This window comes from Bradyrhizobium sp. B097 (assembly GCF_038957035.1).
Taxonomy (GTDB): Bacteria; Pseudomonadota; Alphaproteobacteria; order Rhizobiales; family Xanthobacteraceae; genus Bradyrhizobium.
Map to the genome: position 1 here is coordinate 2,189,565 of NZ_CP152412.1, position 17,597 is coordinate 2,207,161.

A 17,597-nucleotide genomic window follows, 5' to 3' on the forward strand; every position below is an offset into this window, starting at 1 on the left:
CGGTGTCTGATCCCCGAGGAGAAACGTGCCCCTGTCACGAGCGACCAAGCAAAAACCGTTGCAGGATGCCGCCGACCGCCCGGCGCGGCTGCTGGCCTGGTATGACCGGCATCGTCGGCGGCTGCCGTGGCGTGCGGAGGCGGGGGAGCGGGCCGATCCGTACCGCGTGTGGCTGTCCGAGATCATGCTGCAACAGACCACGGTCAGGGCCGTTGGCCCCTATTTCGAGAAATTCCTGTCGCGCTGGCCCGACGTGACCGCGCTCGGCCGCGCCTCGCTCGACGATGTCCTCAGGATGTGGGCCGGACTCGGCTATTATTCGCGGGCGCGCAACCTGCATGCCTGCGCGGTTGCGGTGCTGAACAACCATGGCGGGGCCTTTCCGGACACGGAGGACGGGCTGCGCGCGCTGCCAGGCATCGGGCCCTACACGGCGGCGGCGATCGCCGCGATCGCTTTCGACCGCCGCACCATGCCGGTCGACGGCAATATCGAGCGCGTGGTCAGCCGGCTCTACGCCATCGAGGAGGCGCTGCCGCAGGCCAAGCCGCCAATCAAGAAGATGGCGGCGACATTGCTCGGCCCGTCCCGCGCCGGCGACAGTGCCCAAGCCTTGATGGACCTCGGCGCCACCATCTGCACGCCGAAGAAGCCGGCTTGCGCATTGTGTCCGCTGAATGACGATTGCGCTGGCCGCGCCCGCGGCGACCAGGAGACGTTTCCGCGCAAGGCACCGAAGAAGAGCGGCACGTTGCGTCGCGGCGCCGCCTTCGTGGTGACGCGCGGCGGCGAGCTCCTGGTGCGTTCGCGCCCGGACAAAGGCCTGCTCGGCGGCATGACCGAGGTGCCGGGATCGCAATGGCTTGCCGGGCAGCAGGATGCCGCTGCGCTGGCGCAGGCGCCGGAGCTCAAGGGCGTCACGCGCTGGCACCGCAAGACCGGCGTCGTCACCCATGTGTTCACGCACTTTCCGCTCGAGCTTGTGGTCTACACGGCCAGCGTGCCGCCGCGGACCCGCGCGCCGGAGGGCATGCGCTGGGTGCCGGTGGCGACGTTGGACGGCGAGGCGTTTCCCAATGTGATGCGCAAGGCCATCGCGCACGGGCTGGATCTCTAGGGGGAGACGACCTGCTGACACCATGCTGGCAGCAGGTCTCGGCTACGACTTCCAAAACGGAGGCCGCCATGATCGCAACCGCACTCGACCGCATCTCGATGCCGCCAGTCGCCAAGCTGCTGGGGTGGCACGTGGCTGACGCACGTCCGCAGGACGGCTGGATCAGGATCGTGTTCGACGGCAAGCAGGATTTCTGCAATCCGGCCGGCTTCATCCAGGGCGGCATGCTCTCGGCGATGCTCGACGACACGATGGGCCCCGCGGTGTTCATCATGACCGAGGGCAGGCTGTTCACCACGACGATCACGATGACCGTCAATTTCCTCGCACCCGCGAAACCCGGACCGATAACCGGCGAGGCGACGGTGACGCAGCTCGGCAAGACCATCGCCTTTGTCGAGGGCCGGTTGACCGCCGTGGACGGCACGCTGCTCGCGACGGCGAGCAGCAGCATTCGCCTGGTGGAAGCGTCGCGGGCGCTGCGGTAGGGCGGCGCGTACGCTCCAGCCTATCCCGTCACCCTGAGGAGCGCGCGTCTCGAAGGGGCGACGGCCACCGGCCGGGCCGTGCATCCTTCGAGACGCCGCTTCGCGGCTCCTCAGGATGACGGGTAGAGAGCTGCGTCAGCCAGTCCGCTGCACGATCGGCGGCTTGGCGTTCAATCCCTCGACCTGGAAGCCGGCGACGCGCTTGTAGTTGGCGGCAATGTCTTCCAGCTCCTGCTGCGACAGCACCTCGGTGACGACGCCGAAGCCGTTGGGTGCGCGCTCCTCGACCAGCTGCATCACCTGCTCCGGGCCGTTGCGGCGGTTGAGCATCACGAGGTCGGTCGTCGCCGGGCGCCGTTCGGCCTCATAGGCCAACAGCGCCGCCTGCGTTGCACCGTGCGCCAAAATCTCGCGCGTCAGCGTGCGCGCATCCAAAATCGCCTGCGAGGCGCCGTTGGAGCCGATCGGGTACATCGGGTGCGCGGCGTCGCCCATCAGCGTGACGCGGCCGAAGGTCCATTGCGGGATCGGATCGCGATCGACCAGCGGATATTCATAGGCGTGCGGGCAGTTTCGGATCAGGCCGGGCACGTCGAGCCAGTCGAAATTCCAGCTCTCGAACCACGGCAGGAACTCGTCGAGTTTTGCCGTGCGGTTATAGTCCTCGCGGCGCCACTGATAGGTCGGCGGCATGTGGCGCTCGGCGACCCAGTTGATGTCGAACTTGCCGTCGGGGCCGGCCTCCTTCGAGATCGGATAGCAGACGAATTTCAGGATCTCGTGGCCGGCCATGATCATGGTGCGGCCGGTCAGGAAGGCATTGCCGCGGGTGATGCCGCGCCACAGGATGCGGCCGTTCCAGATCGGCGGCCCTTCCTGCGGGTAAAGCTTCTCGCGCACCGCCGAGTGGATGCCATCGGCGGCGATCAGCACCGCGCCGCCATGGCTGCCGGCCGGCTTGCCGGTCGCCTTGTCGATGAAGTCGGCGCGGACGCCGTCGGCGGTCTCGGTCCAGCCGGTGAGATGATGGCTGGTCAGGATGTTCTCACGTCCCAGCCGTTCGGTCGCGGCATCGAGCAGCAGCTGCTGCAGCCGGCCGCGATGGATCGAGAACTGCGGCCATTTATAGCCGGCCTCGAGCCCGCGCGGCTCGCTCCAGATCGGCTTGCCGTGCTTGGAGAAATAGGCGAGCTCGCGGGTCCGCACCGCCGATGCGTCGAGCACATCGTGCAGGCCGAGCTCGATCAACTCGCGCACCGCATGCGGCAGCACGTTGATGCCGACGCCGAGCGGCCGCAATTCGGGCACGCTCTCGAACACGCGGCAGGGCACGCCGATCTGGTGCAGGCTGAGCGCCAGCGTCAGCCCGCCAATTCCGCCACCTGCAATGAGCACAGTCATGAAAAGCCCTCTCGATTGGCCATCGTCATCGCATGGCGGCCCCGCTGCGGGCAAGGTCCGCGGCGCCGCGCGGGGTGGACTGCAAGAGGGGCTGCCGCTAACGTCCGCCGCATCTCAAAACAAGCCAGGCCGGGTTCGCACCGAACCGACAAGGCCCGCAGAGGACAACGACATGCTCAAGCTCTACACCGCCCCCGGCACCTGCGCCCTCGCGTCCCACATTGCACTGGCCGAGGCCGGCGCGCCCTACACGGTCGAGCGGCTCGATTTCAAGATCAACCAGCAGAACAGCCCGGAGTATCTGAAGATCAATCCGAAGGGCCGCGTTCCGTCGCTGGTGATCGACCGCGGCGTGCTGACCGAGACGCCGGCGATGCTGGCCTACATCGCGCAGACCTATCCGCAGGCCAAGCTCGCGCCGCTCGACGACGCTTTCGCATTCGCGAAGCTGCAGGCCTTCAATTCCTACCTCTGCTCGACGGTGCATGTCTGCCACGCCCACAAGATGCGCGGCGCGCGCTGGGCGACGCAGGAGACTTCGTTCGCCGACATGAAGACGATGGTTCCGAAGACCATGGGCGCCTGCTTCAACCTGATCGAGCGCGACATGCTGAAGGGCCCGTGGGTGATGGGCGACAGCTACACGGTCGGCGACGCCTATCTCTACACGCTGACCCTCTGGCTCGACGGCGACGGCGTCGACATCGCGACCCTGCCCAAGGTGAAGGCCCATCGCGCCGCGATGGAGCAGCGGCCGGCGGTGCAGAAGGTCCTGGCCGAGCAGAGGGTGTAAGGCAGAGAGCAACGCGGAAGCCAAGAACTCGGTGTCGTCCCGGCGAAAGCCGGGACCTGTGGTGCGCTGGGGCCACAGCCTTCATCCACGATTCAGAATGGTGGTTATGGGTCCCGGCCTTCGCCGGGACGACGCGGGGGATGGGGCGCCACTACACCTTCCGCGTCTCGAGCTCCCGTCCGGTCTCCAGCATCAGCCGGCGCAGCCAGATCGAGCCGGGATCCATCTGGGCTCGTGTCGGATAGAACATGTGCTGCTCGTCGATGCCGGGATCGAGCGGCGGCGTCACCGTCACCAGCGATAATTGTTTCGACAGCGCGGAGATCAGCCGGCGCGGCACGAAGGCGACGAGGTCGGTGCGCGCGGTGACGTGCAGCGCCTCGATATAGCCCGGCACCACCAGCGCGATCCGCCGCTGGATGCCCTTGGCGCGCAGCCAGGTGTCGATCAGGTCCTCGTTGTGGCCACGGATGATCACGGCGACATGCCGCGCGGCCAGGAACGCCTCGCGCTTCCTGAGCTTGACGCCGGCGGGATGACCGCGCCGCACCGCCAGCGCATCGATGTCGGTGTAGAGCCGCTGGCGGTGAAATCCCTTGAAGGAATTGCCGATCGAGATCACGAGATCGATGGTGCGGGCGAAGTCGGGCGTGAAGATCGGGGAGCTCCGCCACGGCACCACGTCGATGGTGACGTTCGGCGCCAGCTGAGTCACCTTCTCCATCAGCCGCGGCATCAACAGCTCGACCGCGAGGTCGGGCATCATGAGGCGGAAATGCCGCTCGCTGCGCGCGGGGTCGAAATCATCGGATACGAACAGCGTGCGCACCTGGTCGAGCGCCTGCGCCAGCGGTGAACGCAGCGCCTGTGCCCGCGGCGTCAGCTCCATCCGCGCGCCGTTGCGTACCAAGAGCGGATCGCCGATCAGGTCGCGCAGCCGCTGTAGCGCGTGGCTGGTCGCGGGCTGCGACAGGTTGAGCCGCATCGCGGCGCGGCTGACATTGGCGTCGCGCAGCAGGGCGTCGAGTGCGACCAGCAGATTGAGGTCAAGCGAATTCAAATTCATCAGGTGAATATATATCATACCACCTATCGATTGGAAGAATGTGCGTCGGCGTCGCATGATCGGGAGGCAAGGCGTTCTCACGCGAGGCGAATAGCGCTTCGCTTGAGGAAATGCCTGAAATCAGAGCCAACCATCGCAAGGAGACGCGCCATGAGCGCAGCCGACAACAAGAAACTGGTGCAGGAGATATTCGTGGTCGCGAGCAATCCCGATCCCGCGGTGCGCGAGAAATCGCTGTTCATGGCGACGCTCGCCGACGACGCGATCTGGACCGTGACCGGGCAATATTCCTGGTCGCGCACCTTCACCGGCAAGCAATCGATCATGAACGATCTGCACGGCACCGTCCGATCCAGGCTGGTGGAACGGACCCGCACGGTCGCCCATCGTATCATCGCCGACGGCGATATCGTGGTGGTCGAGGCCAAGGGCAACAACCTGACCAAGGAGGGCCAGCGTTACGACAACGACTATTGCATGGTGTTCCGCTTCGACGGCGGCGGCCGGATCAAGGAGGTGCGGGAATATTGCGACTCGGTGCTGACCGAGAAGGCACTTGGTCCGTTTCCGGCGGCCGCGGTTCGCGCGGCGGGTTAGGTGCCTGGTTGCCGGTCTCGCGGCGGCGCTCGCCTGGATCGGGCAGTGGCGTGAGAACCGGCGCGCATGGCGGCAGCTTGCCGCTATGAGTGAACGCGAGTTGCAGGATATCGGGATCTGCCGTGCCGACGTTGTCGACCACGGCCGGTATGACAAGGGCAGGCCGTACTGGCCGCCGTGAGATCGAAACGATCGCAGCATGCAGGGTGGGCAACGCGCAAGCGCGCCCACCTGCGCAGCGTTTAAGGGCGGCTTACGCCACCTTGGACTTGAGATGGCCGAACATGATGTTGCGGGCCTCGTCGTCCATTTCGGCCTTGAAGGTGTGCTTGTCCTTCAGCGCGTTGGCGCGGGCCGCCGCGGGCCGCGCCGAGATCTCGTCGAGCAGCCGCTTCACATTCGGGTATTTGGCAAAGCCTTCCTCGCCGAGGATGAAGGTTGCCATCCGCACCCAGCCCCAGAACGCCATGTCGACGATCGAATAGGCGTCGCCGACCATGTAGCGGCTCTTCGCCAGGTGATCGTCGAGGATCTTGTAGTGGCGATGCGCCTCGTACTGGTAGCGGTTGTTGGCGTAGTCGAGGTCCTTCGGCGCGAAATGCTTGAAATGCACGGCCTGGCCGGAATAGGGGCCGACGCCGGTCGCGATGAACATCAGCCAGGACAGCGTCGCGGCGCGGTTGGCCGGGGTGTTGGCGGGCAGGAACTTGCCGTGCTCCTCGGCGAGGTAGAGCAGGATCGCGTTGGAGTCGAACACGAAGATGCCGTCGTCGTCGATCGCCGGCACCTTGCCGTTCGGATTGACCTTGAGGAAGTCGGGCGCGAACTGCTCGCCCTTGCGGGTGTCGACCGGGATCGCTTCGAAGGGTAGGCCGGACTCTTCCAGAAACAGCGCGACCTTCATCGGGTTCGGCGCGCCGTTGAAATAGAATTTGATCATGAAGTGACTCCCTTGGTTCTTGTGACCGGCGAGATCGGGACGCGGCGGGCGAGGGCCGCAGACCGGCCCCTCATGCGCAAACTTCGCCGCAATGCGCAAGCGACGAGTTTGTGAATCAGGGTCGCGTGCCGCGCTGGTCAGCCGACCCAGAAGAAGCCCAGGATACCCGCGACGACCAGCGCAACGCCAGCGACGTCCAGCACGGCGGCGGAGCGGGTCGCAGCATGCAGGTTGGAAAGCTGTGTCGCGCGCTCGGAGCCGCGGGCATAGCCGTGGACGATGACCCCTTCATTGAATTCGCTGTGCGCCTCGAGGGCAAGCGTCAGGCCGACGCAGACCAGCAGGATGCCGAAAATGATCAGGCCGAAGAATCCGAGCAGGCCGATCAGCAGCATCGGAAACATGCCGAGCAGGAAGACCGGCAACAGCGGCACCAGCAGCAATGTCTCGGATTGTCTTCGCATCGGGCGACCAATCGAAACGGCGAGTGACGGAGGTCAATGTAGGCCCGCCGCCGCGGCGCAACAAGGTGGCCGGCGTTCAAGACGGCGTCATCGACCTCGTCATTCCGGGGCGCCGCGGAGCGGCGAGCCCGGAATCCATTGCGCCACGTGCTCAGCGGCCGATGGATTCCGGGCTCTCGCTTCGCGAGCCCTCAGATGCGCAATTGCGCATCGGGGAATGACGAGAGTAGATGACTAGAATTGCGGCGGCCGCTCAGCCCACCGCCATCTCGGAGCGGATCTCGGCGCGCAGTTCGTCGATCAGCCGCAGGCCGGTCTTGGTCTCGACGTGCCAGAAGGTCCAGCCGTTGCAGGCGCCGGAGCCCTGCGCGACCGCGCCGATGCGGTGGATCGAGCCGACCTTGTCGCCGAGCATGATGGCGCCGTCGGCGCGCACCAGGGCGCCATGGCGCTTCTTGGCATCGACCAGCTTGGCGCCGGGCACGATCATGCCGCGTTCGATCAGTTCGGAGAATGCCACCCGCGGCGCCTCGCGTGCGGTCATGAACGGGGCCAAGGTCTCGGCCGGCAGCGGCTCGATCGCGGCGATTCGCGCTTCGGCGGCGGCGGCATAGGTCCGGTCGCGCTCGAAGCCGATATAGTTGCGGCCGAGCCTTTTGGCGACTGCGCCTGTCGTTCCGGTGCCGTTGAACGGATCGATCACGAGATCGCCGGGCTTCGACGACGACAGCAGCACGCGGGCGAGCAGCTGCTCGGGCTTCTGCGTCGGATGAACCTTCTTGCCGTCATCGCCCTTGAGGCGTTCCTCGCCGGTGCACAGCGGGATCAGCCAGTCGGAGCGCGCCTGCACGTCCTCATTGGACGCCTTCAGCGCTTCGTAATTGAAGGTGTAGCCCTTGGCCTTCTCGTCGCGCGCGGCCCAGATCATGGTCTCGTGCGCGTTGGTGAAGCGGCGGCCGCGGAAATTCGGCATCGGATTGGACTTGCGCCACACGATGTCGTTCAAGAGCCAGAAGCCGAGGTCCTGCATGATCGCGCCGACGCGGAAGATATTGTGATAGGAGCCGATCACCCACAGCGTTGCCGACGGCTTCATCACGCGGCGACAGGCCAGCAGCCAGGCGCGGGTGAAATCGTCATAGGCAGCGAACGACGAGAACTTGTCCCAGTCGTCGTTGACGGCATCGACATGCGATTCGTCGGGGCGTTTGAGATCGCCCTTGAGCTGCAGATTGTAGGGAGGATCCGCGAAGACCAGGTCGACCGAGCCGGCCTGAAGCTTCGACAACTCGGCCACGCAATCGCCAATGACGATGTGGCTCGACGGGGCACTCTCAAATTTAGTGCGGGGCGCCCTTGCAGACGCCCCGCGACGCGACACTACCATGACTCAAGAACTCTGACTCAGGCGACGCTGTCGGCGACGCGGGACTAAACAACCGACTGGCGTCACATTGACCCGGCAAAGTAAAAATCGACTTAATTGGAAATGTTCATGCAAAAGATTGCAGCATCTTTTGCGCGGCATGGCGCATTGTCGTTTGCGTTGTGCTGCAACATCAGCGCGTTCGGCGAAAAATTTTGCGGATCATCAAACCGGCACGATTCGACCGGTAAATTGCCGCTGCTTGCGGCGGTTCGCACAGCAAAGGATGCGCGTCTGCGGACTAGGCAATTTTTGCCGGGCAGGATATTGATTAACAGAATGGAAATTTTAGGTTGGTGTGTCCCGCATTGGGGCGCCGACTGGAATGAAGGGAAACCGCCATGCGCTATGATGATTTCCGCCGCAGCGACGATGTCGAAGACCGTCGCGACGACAGCGGGGGCGGCGGTGGTGGTGGCGGCTTCGGGATTCCGATGGGCGGCGGTGGCGGGCTCGGCATCGGCACGGTCATCGTGCTCGGCCTGCTCGGCTATGCCTTCGGCATCGATCCGCGCATCCTGATCGGCGGCGCCGAGATTCTCACCGGCGGCGGCCAGGCGCCGAGCTATCAGACCGACCGGCAGTCGTCGGGCGGGCAGGCCAAGCGCGGCGCGCCGACCGACGAGATGGGCAGCATGATCGCCGGCATCCTGGGTGAAATCGACGATCGCTGGAGCGAGATCTTCCAGGCCAGCGGCCAGACCTACACCGGTCCGAAGATCGTGCTGTTCCGCAACGCCACCAATGGCGGCCGCTGCGGCATGGCGCAGTCGGCGATGGGACCGTTCTACTGCCCGCCGGACAAGACCATCTTCCTCGACACCGGTTTCTTCCGCGAGGTCGAGACGCGCTTCCGCGGCTGCTCGGGCAACGCCTGCAAATTCACCGCGGCCTATATCATCGCGCATGAGGCCGGCCATCACATCCAGAACCTGCTCGGCATCATCCCGCGCGTGAACCGGTTGCAGCAGCAGGCCGGCAGCAAGGCCGAGGCCAACGCGCTGCAGGTCAAGGTCGAGTTGCAGGCCGACTGCCTCTCCGGCGTCTGGGTCAACCGCGAGGAGAAGAAGCGGCCGGGCTTCCTCGAGGCCGGCGATATCGATGCCGCGCTGACCACGGCGAATGCGATCGGCGACGACACGCTGCAGCGGCAGGCGACGGGCCGGGTGGTGCCCGACTCCTTTACCCACGGCTCAGCCGCGCAGCGCAAGCAGTGGTTCATGACCGGCTACCAGCAGGGCACCGTGCAGGCCTGCAACACGTTCGGCGGCAACGGCTAGTCATTGTTGATTGATCGCCGGGTGTAGCCGCGATTTCGGTTCACCTCTCCCGCTTGCGGGGGAGGTCGCATCGCATCTTCAGATGCGATGCGGGTGGGGGCTCTCTCCTCACAAAGCTCCGACTCGCGGCGACACCCCCACCCCAACCCTCCCCCGCAAGCGGGAGAGGGAGCGAGAGAGCAAGCCATGTCGACCGACGAATCCAAAACCTTCATCCCGCTCAACATCGCGGTGCTGACGATTTCCGACACCCGCACGCTGGCCGATGACAGGTCGGGCACCACGCTCGCCGACCGTCTCACCGCGGCCGGCCACAAGCTCGCGGCGCGCGAGATCGTCACCGACGATGTCGGGGCGATCCGGGCCGTGATCCGGCGCTGGATCGCAGACCCGGGCGTCGATGCCGTCATCACCACCGGCGGCACCGGCTTTACCGGCCGCGACGTGACGCCGGAGGCGGTCGAGCCGTTGTTCGAGAAGCGGATGGACGGCTTTTCGATCGCCTTTCATATGCTGAGCCATGCCAAGATCGGCGCATCGACGATCCAGAGCCGCGCTACCGCCGGCGTTGCGGGCGCGACCTTCATCTTCTGCCTGCCCGGTTCGCCCGGCGCCTGCCGCGACGGCTGGGACGGCATTTTGGCCGCGCAGCTCGACTACCGCACGCGGCCCTGCAATTTCGTCGAGATCATGCCGCGGCTGGACGAACATCTGCGCCGCGCCAAGGCGAAGGGCGCGAGCGCGTAGCCACCACCGTCATTCCGGGGCGCACGCAGCGCGAGCCCGGAATCCATTTCGCCGCAGGTTCTGTGGCCCAATGGATTCCGGGCTCATCGCTGCGCGATGCCCCGGAATGACGGTGAGGGGGTGACGCCTAAAGCTCCAGCTCCCACGTCTCCCCCACCAGGTCGACGCCAAAGCTGTGGTGCTTCTCGTCCTTGATGCGCTCAAAGCCGGCGCGCGCGTAGATGCCGCGTGCGGCGACCAGGATGCTCTGGGTCCACAGCGTCATCTTCCTGTAGCCCATCTCGCGTGCGGAGCGGATGCATTGCTCGACCAGCGCGCGGCCGACGCCAAGCCCGCGGGCCTTCTCCTCCACCGCGAGCAGCCGCAGCTTGGCGACCCCGTCGCCGCCGTTGACCAGGAAGATCGAGCCGACCGGCTCGCCGTCGACCTCCGCGATCCAGCAATGCTCGCAGGTCGGATCGAACGATCGCAGAAACTGCGCGCAGATCTCGGCTACCAACGCCTCGTAACTGATGTCCCAGCCATATTCCTCCGCGTAGGCCCGTCCCTGTTGCGAGATCACCCAGCCGATGTCGCCGACGCGATGACTGCGCAGCAGGAAACCCACCGGCTTCTCGGCCGGCGGCTCCAGCGACTGCTCGATCGTGCTCATGGCGCGCACCACGGCTGCACGGCGGTCGCCGTCCATCTGCTTCAGCAGCGCCCCGACCTCGCTGCGCGAACGGCGGTCGAGGTCGGCGGCAGCGGTGCGGCCCTTGGCGGTGAGGGCGACCTCATTGACGCGCTTGTCGGCCTTTGACGGCTTGCGCGTCACGATCTGGCGGCGCTGCAGTGCCTGTAGCGTGCGGCTGACGAAGCCGGCATCGAGGTCGAGATCGCGCACCAGATCGGTCGCGGTGCAGTCCGTGCGATGCGCGAGCTCGTAGATGATCCGCGCTTCCTGCAACGTGAACGAGGAATGCAGCAGCTTCGGCTCGATGATGCCGAGCTTGCGGGTATAGAACCGGCTGAAGCCGCGGACCGCGGCGACCTGGCTCTCGAGGGCGGTGTCATAGGAGTTTGATTTCATCAAACATATTATTTGACAGAATCAAATAATCCGCAAGCGCTTTCTCGTGTTTGCTTCGCGCGAACCGGTGCCTGCTTGGCTTGAATATGCCCTACGCCACCATGATCCGGCTGCGCAGCATGGTGCGCGAGGAGCGGCCGAGCCGGCGCAGCAGGCGCGCCTCGGAGCGGCGGGCGTCCGGCCGGTAGCCGCCGATCCGCTCGTAATGCTCGCGCGCGATCAAGAGGCCCTGTTCGGCCGAGGGGCCGGTGATCATCCGGGCCACGAATTTGAGGCCGTCGCGCAGCCCGGGGTCGGTGTAGGGCGCGCGGGCGTAGCGGAAGATGCCGGCGCGGTCCTTGCCGCTTGCCGCCACCATCTGGATGAACTGGGTGGTCTCCTCGATCCAGCCGGCGTCGAGCACCGCGCCCGGATGCAGGAACATCAGCCAGGGCGAACGCGCCTGCCGCGCGCCTGCGGCGAGCGCCGCGGCGCGGGTGCCCTCGAAACGCAGGAAGTGACAGCCGGCGATGTCGGCGACGCGCTCCATCACATCGCTGTTGGTGCGGTCGACCAGCAGCACCTCGCGGATGACGCCGGCAGCCGCGCCCGGCACCAGCGCCGCGAGCGTTGCGACCGCGGTGCGCTCGACTCCGTCGGTGGGGATGATCACGCTCAGCATGATTTGAGGCTTCGCTGGCTCAAACGGTGGAGAAACTCCGGCCGTGTTATCACCTTGTCATATTCAAAGCAGCCTGTTCGCCTGCAGATTTTTACGTCATCACTTTGTGGATTTTCTCAGGTGATGTTCTTGATTTGTTCTCAGGCTGTGTTAGCTTCAAAGCATGAGCCGAGCATCCTCTCATGCCCTCAAGCACCCGCCGGTAACGGCGCCCTCCGATAACCCGGCGGGTGCACCCACTCCTTTTCCCGAGCTTGCGGTCGCGATCGAGCGCGAGCGGCGGCGCGGCCGCGGCGCGCAGTCCAATGCCACCGGCCGCTACGAGGCCGAGGCGCGGGTTGCCTTCGACGACGGCTGGCAGAGCCTCGAAGACCTGCCGCCGTTTTCGACCAGCGTGGCGCTCGACACCTCGCGCAAGGTGATCACCCGCAACGACTCGCCCGATATCGGTTTCGATCGCTCGATCAATCCCTATCGCGGCTGCGAGCACGGCTGCGTCTATTGCTTCGCGCGGCCGACCCACGCCTATCTCGGCCTGTCGCCGGGGCTCGACTTCGAATCGAAGCTGTTCGCCAAGCCGGACGCGCCCGCGCTGCTGGAAAAGGAGCTGGCGGCGCCCGATTACGAGGCGCGGATGATCGCGATCGGCACCAACACCGATCCGTATCAGCCGATCGAGCGCGAACGGAAAATCATGCGCGGCATCCTCGAGGTATTGGAGCGCGCCGGCCATCCGGTCGGCATCGTGACCAAGTCGGCGCTGGTGACCCGCGACATCGATATCCTCGCGCGGATGGCCAAGCGTAACCTCGCCAAGGTCGCGCTGTCGGTGACGACGCTCGACCCGAAGCTCGCCCGCACCATGGAGCCGCGCGCCTCGACCCCATCGAAACGGCTTGAGGCGATCAAGCGGCTCGCGGATGCCGGCATCCCGACCACGGTGATGGTCGCGCCCGTGATCCCGGCGCTGAACGATTCCGAGATCGAGCGCATCCTCGATGCCGCCGCCCACGCCGGCGCCAGGGAGGCGAGCTATGTGCTGCTGCGGTTGCCGCTCGAGGTGCGCGATCTGTTCCGCGAATGGCTGATGGCGAACTATCCCGACCGCTATCGTCATGTCTTCACGCTGATCCGCGACATGCGCGGCGGCCGCGACTACGATTCGCAATGGGGCACGCGGATGAAGGGCACCGGCCCGATGGCCTGGATGATCGGCCGCCGTTTCGAGATCGCCTGCGAGAAGCTCGGCCTCAACAAGCGGCGCACCAAGCTGACCACCGATCACTTCGCCAAGCCGAAGCGCAACGGGCAGCAGTTGAGCTTGTTCTGACGCCACAGACGTCATTGCGAGGAGCGAAGCGACGAAGCAATCCATGCTTCGGTATATGCGGTACGATGGATTGCTTCGCTTCGCTCGCAATGACGAGAAAGTAAACATGAGTAACGCCCCGACCGCACGCTTCACCGTCCTCACGCTCGGCGTCAGCGACATGCGCGCCAGCATCGCCTTCTACGAATCCCTCGGTTTCACCCGGAAGATGTGCGCGACCGGCGAGGAGGTCGCCTTCTTCGAGACCGGCGGCAGCGTGCTCGGGCTGTTCCCGTGGCATCTGCTGGCCGACGACGCCGGGCTGCCGGATCAGCCGCGCCCGGCCGCGTTCCGTGGTGTTTCGATTGCCTGGAACTGCAACGACGATGCCGAGGTCGATCGCGTGATGGCATTCGCGCTGTCGAAAGGCGCCAAATTGCTGAAGCCCGCACAGCCGACCAGCTATGGCGGTTATTGCGGCTATTTCGGCGATTCCGACGGCCACGCCTGGGAAGTGGTGCGCGCGCCGGGCTTCGAGGTTCTCGAGAGCGGGCGGGTGTCGATTCCCGATTAGTGCGAGCCGAATTGAATAACGGGGAAGGGCGCCGGGTTCCCGGTTGCGCCGCGGAGCCGGCTTGATCACCATCCCCGCATGATTCGGGATAAAGCCAAAAGTGCGTCAAAGACCACGTCGAAGAAGGCGCCGGCCAAATCAGCCAGGCTTGGCAAGCGTGTCGTCGCCGTGACACGGCCGAGCTTTCGGCGCGAGCGCGCGCTGATCAAGCGCGGCATCTGGCCGGTCGCCGGCTGCGACGAGGCCGGGCGCGGCCCGCTGGCAGGTCCCGTGGTTGCCGCCGCCGTGGTGCTGGATCCCGCTCGTGTTCCCAAGGGTCTCGACGATTCCAAGCGGTTGACCGCCGAGCGCCGCGAGGAACTGTTCGAGGAAATCTGCGCCACCGCAGCGTTCTCGGTCGCGGTGGCCTCGCCGGCGCGAATCGACCGCGACAATATCCTGCGCGCCTCGCTGTGGGCGCTGGCGCGCGCCGTCCATGCGCTGCCGGAAATGCCGAAACACGTCTTCGTCGACGGCCGCGACAAGCTCGCCACGCCCTGCGACTGCGACGCGGTGATCGGCGGCGACGGCATCGTGGCCTCGATCGCGGCGGCCTCGATCATCGCCAAGGTGACGCGCGACCGGCTGATGTGCGCGCTGGCGCTGGATTGCCCCGGCTACGGTTTCGAGCAGCACAAGGGCTATGGCGTGCCTGAGCACCTCGAGGCGCTGGACCGGCTCGGCCCCAGCACCCATCACCGCAGCTTCTTCGCCCCCGTCGTCGCCGCGCGGCTGAAGCATTTCCCGGTCGCGGCCGAGCCCGATCTGTTCACGGTGGACGCGGAAACCGAAGCCGCGGCGTCCGCGGCGGCATAGCGCGCATCGACTCCAACCCACCCAACGCCGTCATCGCCCGGCTCGCCGCCTCCGCTAAAGCTTCGGCGCGCCTGGGATCGCAGCCTCGTCGAAGCCTCGGCGGAGAACGGGGCCGGGCGATCCAGTATTCCAGAGACAGCTGTGTCTCATTCCAACGGCCGCGGCGTACTGGATGCCCCGCCTTCGCGGGGCATGACAGTTGAATTTGACTTTGCACCGCGGCACATCCCGCACCCGGTTGCCTCCACCGCCGCCGCCGTTTATCAAAACCCTCGGGATCAGATGGCGCCGCTCCGTGCGGGTGGCTGGGGCATTTCAGGCGTTTCATGCGGTTTACCTCCCTGGTTGTCGAACTGATCCGCGCCCGGCCGCGCCTCGTGGTGTGGGTCGTGGTGCTGGTGCAGGCGGCGATCTGGCTGTTGCTGCCGCTGATCTTCTACGGCAGCCCGCCCGGCAATCTCGCCACCGTCCTCGCCTTCGGCCGCGAATATCAGGTCGGCACCGACATGGGGCCGCCGCTTTCGTTCTGGCTCGCCGACATCGCCTTCCGCGCCGCCGGCAATCACGTGTTCGGGGTCTATCTGCTGGCGCAGGTCTGCGAGATCGCCACCTTCATCGCCTTCTACCAGCTGGCGCGCGCCATCGTCGGCGGCCCGCAGGGCGTGCTGGCGGTGCTGCTGTCGATGACGGTCGTGGTGTTCTCCTCGCCAAGCGTCGAGTTCGGGCCGCTGATCCTGGCGCGTCCGCTGTGGGCGCTCCTGCTGCTGCATTCCTGGCAATTGATCGGGCAGGATCGGCGCGCCGCCTGGTTCGCCTGGTCGATCGATTGCGGCCTGCTGCTGCTGACGACGCCGGCGGCGCTCGGCATGATCCTGCTCGTGGTCGGCTTTGCCCTCGCAACCGAGCGCGGGCGCCGCACGCTGCGCGCGGTCGATCCGCTCTATGCGCTGCTGGTCATCATCGTGCTGGCGCTGCCCTATCTGATCTGGCTGGTCCGCGCCGACGTGCTGGCGCTGCCGGCCTTGCCCGCGGCTGCCGATCTCAGGGCGCGTGCGCTGCGCTGGGGCGTCGTGCTCGGCGGGCTGATCGTGGCGACTGCTGCGATCGTGCTGCTGGCGATCCTCAATTCGCGCTGGTTCGCCCGCGACCGTGAGGATGCTCCCATCATCTACCGTCCGCCGGTCAGTCCGCTGGCGCAGCACTTCGTCTATTTCTTCGCGTTCGCGCCGGCGATCGTGAGCAGCTTCGTGTCCGGGCTGTTCGATCTGGATCGCGCCTTCGGCGGCGCCGGCGTGGCGCTGCTGATGTCGGGGCTCGCGGTCGTCGTCGCGACCGGCGATCTGATCCATCTCAGGCGGCAGCGGCTGCTGCGCTCGGTGTGGGCCTTCGCTGTCGCGGCGCCCGCCGCGGTCGCGCTGGCGGCGGCGCTGTTCCTGCCCTGGACCAGCACCACCGAGGTGCCGACCTCGCTGCCGGCAGCCGCGATGGGACGTTTCTTCGACGACAGCTATGAACGCCGCACCAACCAGCGCCTGCGCGCGGTGGCCGGCGATCCCGAGCTCGCCAGCCTGGTTGCGATGAACGGGCGTCGTCCGCATCTTTTGCTCGACGCCGCGCCGCAACGGACGCCCTGGCTGTCGGTCGCAAAATTCAACGAGACCGGCGGCGTCGTGGTCTGGCGCGCGCAGGACACCGCCGGTACGCCGCCGCCCGAGCTCGCGCAGCGCTTTCCCGGCTTGGTGCCGGAAGTGCCGCGCTCGTTCGACCGGCTGGTCAACGGCCGGCAGCCGGTGCTGCGGATCGGTTGGGCGATCGTGCGGCCGAAGGGGTAAGGATCCAGAGCGGTAGCCCGGATGAAGCGTAGCGAAATCCGGGGCCGCCTCCTCAACTGCACGGTCAGTCCCGGATTGCGCTGCGCTCCATCCGGGCTACCAAGCTACGAAGCCGTTGCGGCTTGCAACACCTTGGCGATCGCGCGCAAATCCTGCCACGACAATCTCTTGTACGACGGCGAGCGCAACAGATAGGCCGGATGGAAGGTCGCGACGGCGCGGATCGTGCGCGTGCCGGTGTCGTAGTCGATCCATTTGCCGCGCGTGCGCATGATGCCCTCGCGCGTGCCGAGCAGCGCCTGCGTCGAGGGATTGCCGAGCGTCACCAGCACGTCGGGATTCACCAGCTCGATATGGCGCTGGATGAAGGGCAGGCACACCTGCGTCTCCTGCGGCGTCGGCGTCCGGTTGCCCGGCGGCCGCCACGGAATGACGTTGGCGATATAGGCCTTGCTGCGATCGAGCCCGATCGCCGCGATCATGCGGTCGAGCAATTTGCCGGAGCGGCCGACGAACGGCAGTCCCTCGATGTCCTCGTCGCGGCCCGGCGCCTCGCCGACGAACATCACGCGCGCCTGCGGATTGCCATCGGCGAACACCAGCCGGGTCGCGGTGTGCTTCAGCGCGCAACCGTCGAATGTCTCCATCAGTCCGCGCAGCGCCTCCAGCGTCGGCGCGGTGCGCGCGGCCTCGCGCGCGGAGGCGATTGCGGCGTCCGGCGCGATGGCGATTTCGCTGCGCGGAACGGCCGGCATCGGTGGCGGGCGCAGCGGATTGAGTGCAGCTGGACGCGGCGCGGCGGGGGCGGGAACTGGCTCGGGCTCTTCCAGCCGGTTGATCGGCTCGTCGCCGAGCGCGCAATCGACCCCGGCCTCAAGGTAAAAGGCGAGCAATTGCTGCAGTGTAGGGGTGGGCTCGGGCATCAGGGCCATCGGCGCAATCTAGAGCATGGCGGAGAAAAGTGGAGGCTCGATTTCG

Annotated in this window: 19 protein-coding genes; 11 read left to right on the top strand and 8 right to left on the bottom strand. The window is 66.3% G+C overall.

Going from position 1 to position 17,597, the window contains the following annotated elements; translation table 11 throughout:
• Positions 1 to 31 precede the first annotated feature (31 nt).
• Both mutY and AAFG07_RS10125 read left to right on the top strand, forming a co-directional pair.
• Positions 32 to 1,117, top strand: coding sequence for an A/G-specific adenine glycosylase (gene mutY / locus AAFG07_RS10120; protein WP_342729113.1), 1,086 nt, complete (start codon positions 32 to 34; stop codon positions 1,115 to 1,117).
• A gap of 68 nt (positions 1,118 to 1,185) precedes the next feature.
• Positions 1,186 to 1,605, top strand: a complete 420-nt coding sequence (locus AAFG07_RS10125) for a PaaI family thioesterase (protein ID WP_342727142.1) — start codon at positions 1,186 to 1,188, stop codon at positions 1,603 to 1,605.
• Between the two features lie 135 nt (positions 1,606 to 1,740).
• Here the strand turns inward: AAFG07_RS10125 and AAFG07_RS10130 are convergent, their stop codons facing one another.
• A complete protein-coding gene (locus AAFG07_RS10130; protein WP_342727143.1) occupies positions 1,741 to 3,006 on the bottom strand; it encodes a flavin-dependent oxidoreductase in 1,266 nt (421 codons plus the stop codon).
• A gap of 172 nt (positions 3,007 to 3,178) precedes the next feature.
• On the opposite strand from AAFG07_RS10130, the gene AAFG07_RS10135 reads away from it, so the two are divergent.
• A complete protein-coding gene (locus AAFG07_RS10135) occupies positions 3,179 to 3,799 on the top strand; it encodes a glutathione S-transferase family protein (RefSeq protein WP_342727144.1) in 621 nt (206 codons plus the stop codon).
• Between the two features lie 151 nt (positions 3,800 to 3,950).
• Here AAFG07_RS10135 and AAFG07_RS10140 read toward each other — a convergent pair whose 3' ends face one another.
• Positions 3,951 to 4,865: a LysR family transcriptional regulator gene (locus AAFG07_RS10140; RefSeq protein ID WP_342729114.1), complete on the bottom strand. Its 915-nt coding sequence runs from the start codon at positions 4,863 to 4,865 to the stop codon at positions 3,951 to 3,953.
• 150 nt (positions 4,866 to 5,015) lie between these two features.
• Here AAFG07_RS10140 and AAFG07_RS10145 point away from each other — a divergent pair, with 150 nt between their 5' ends.
• Both AAFG07_RS10145 and AAFG07_RS10150 read left to right on the top strand, forming a co-directional pair.
• Positions 5,016 to 5,462, top strand: a complete 447-nt coding sequence (locus AAFG07_RS10145) for a nuclear transport factor 2 family protein (RefSeq protein WP_342727145.1) — start codon at positions 5,016 to 5,018, stop codon at positions 5,460 to 5,462.
• Complete coding sequence (locus AAFG07_RS10150; protein WP_342727146.1) at positions 5,422 to 5,643, top strand: DUF1127 domain-containing protein; 222 nt, start codon at positions 5,422 to 5,424, stop codon at positions 5,641 to 5,643. Before AAFG07_RS10145 ends, AAFG07_RS10150 begins: the two co-directional genes overlap by 41 nt.
• Positions 5,644 to 5,715: 72 nt before the next feature.
• On the opposite strand, the gene AAFG07_RS10155 is transcribed toward AAFG07_RS10150, so the two are convergent.
• From AAFG07_RS10155 to AAFG07_RS10165, 3 genes are all read right to left on the bottom strand, one after another.
• Positions 5,716 to 6,402, bottom strand: a complete 687-nt coding sequence (locus AAFG07_RS10155; RefSeq protein WP_342727147.1) for a glutathione S-transferase family protein — start codon at positions 6,400 to 6,402, stop codon at positions 5,716 to 5,718.
• Positions 6,403 to 6,539: 137 nt separating this feature from the next.
• Positions 6,540 to 6,866, bottom strand: a complete 327-nt coding sequence (locus tag AAFG07_RS10160) for a hypothetical protein (RefSeq protein ID WP_342727148.1) — start codon at positions 6,864 to 6,866, stop codon at positions 6,540 to 6,542.
• 253 nt (positions 6,867 to 7,119) lie between these two features.
• Positions 7,120 to 8,253 (bottom strand): site-specific DNA-methyltransferase, encoded by a 1,134-nt coding sequence (locus AAFG07_RS10165; RefSeq protein WP_173641249.1) that lies wholly within the window; start codon positions 8,251 to 8,253, stop codon positions 7,120 to 7,122.
• 380 nt (positions 8,254 to 8,633) lie between these two features.
• Between AAFG07_RS10165 and AAFG07_RS10170 the strand changes: the two genes are divergently transcribed.
• Positions 8,634 to 9,572 (top strand): neutral zinc metallopeptidase, encoded by a 939-nt coding sequence (locus tag AAFG07_RS10170; protein WP_342727149.1) that lies wholly within the window; start codon positions 8,634 to 8,636, stop codon positions 9,570 to 9,572.
• Positions 9,573 to 9,758: 186 nt separating this feature from the next.
• On the top strand, positions 9,759 to 10,319 hold the full coding sequence (gene moaB / locus AAFG07_RS10175) for a molybdenum cofactor biosynthesis protein B (RefSeq protein WP_342727151.1): 561 nt from the start codon (positions 9,759 to 9,761) through the stop codon (positions 10,317 to 10,319).
• A 127-nt stretch (positions 10,320 to 10,446) separates the two neighbouring features.
• Here the strand turns inward: moaB and AAFG07_RS10180 are convergent, their stop codons facing one another.
• Both AAFG07_RS10180 and AAFG07_RS10185 read right to left on the bottom strand, forming a co-directional pair.
• Positions 10,447 to 11,388, bottom strand: a complete 942-nt coding sequence (locus tag AAFG07_RS10180) for a helix-turn-helix domain-containing GNAT family N-acetyltransferase (protein ID WP_342727152.1) — start codon at positions 11,386 to 11,388, stop codon at positions 10,447 to 10,449.
• Positions 11,389 to 11,479: 91 nt separating this feature from the next.
• Positions 11,480 to 12,049 (bottom strand): glycosyl transferase, encoded by a 570-nt coding sequence (locus AAFG07_RS10185; RefSeq protein ID WP_212315527.1) that lies wholly within the window; start codon positions 12,047 to 12,049, stop codon positions 11,480 to 11,482.
• Positions 12,050 to 12,212: 163 nt separating this feature from the next.
• On the opposite strand from AAFG07_RS10185, the gene AAFG07_RS10190 reads away from it, so the two are divergent.
• The 4 genes from AAFG07_RS10190 to AAFG07_RS10205 all read left to right on the top strand — a co-directional run bounded on the left by AAFG07_RS10190 (position 12,213) and on the right by AAFG07_RS10205 (position 16,619).
• Positions 12,213 to 13,379: a PA0069 family radical SAM protein gene (locus tag AAFG07_RS10190; RefSeq protein WP_342727153.1), complete on the top strand. Its 1,167-nt coding sequence runs from the start codon at positions 12,213 to 12,215 to the stop codon at positions 13,377 to 13,379.
• 106 nt (positions 13,380 to 13,485) lie between these two features.
• On the top strand, positions 13,486 to 13,932 hold the full coding sequence (locus tag AAFG07_RS10195) for a VOC family protein (protein WP_342727154.1): 447 nt from the start codon (positions 13,486 to 13,488) through the stop codon (positions 13,930 to 13,932).
• Positions 13,933 to 14,010: 78 nt separating this feature from the next.
• Positions 14,011 to 14,787: a ribonuclease HII gene (locus AAFG07_RS10200; RefSeq protein ID WP_342727155.1), complete on the top strand. Its 777-nt coding sequence runs from the start codon at positions 14,011 to 14,013 to the stop codon at positions 14,785 to 14,787.
• Between the two features lie 326 nt (positions 14,788 to 15,113).
• Positions 15,114 to 16,619 carry a glycosyltransferase family 39 protein gene (locus AAFG07_RS10205; RefSeq protein WP_342727156.1) on the top strand — a complete coding sequence of 502 codons (1,506 nt, stop codon included), beginning with the start codon at positions 15,114 to 15,116 and terminating at the stop codon, positions 16,617 to 16,619.
• Between the two features lie 104 nt (positions 16,620 to 16,723).
• Here the strand turns inward: AAFG07_RS10205 and AAFG07_RS10210 are convergent, their stop codons facing one another.
• The gene (locus tag AAFG07_RS10210; RefSeq protein ID WP_342729115.1) at positions 16,724 to 17,545 is read right to left on the bottom strand and encodes a uracil-DNA glycosylase; all 822 of its coding nucleotides are present in this window, start codon (positions 17,543 to 17,545) and stop codon (positions 16,724 to 16,726) included.
• Positions 17,546 to 17,597 lie beyond the last annotated feature (52 nt).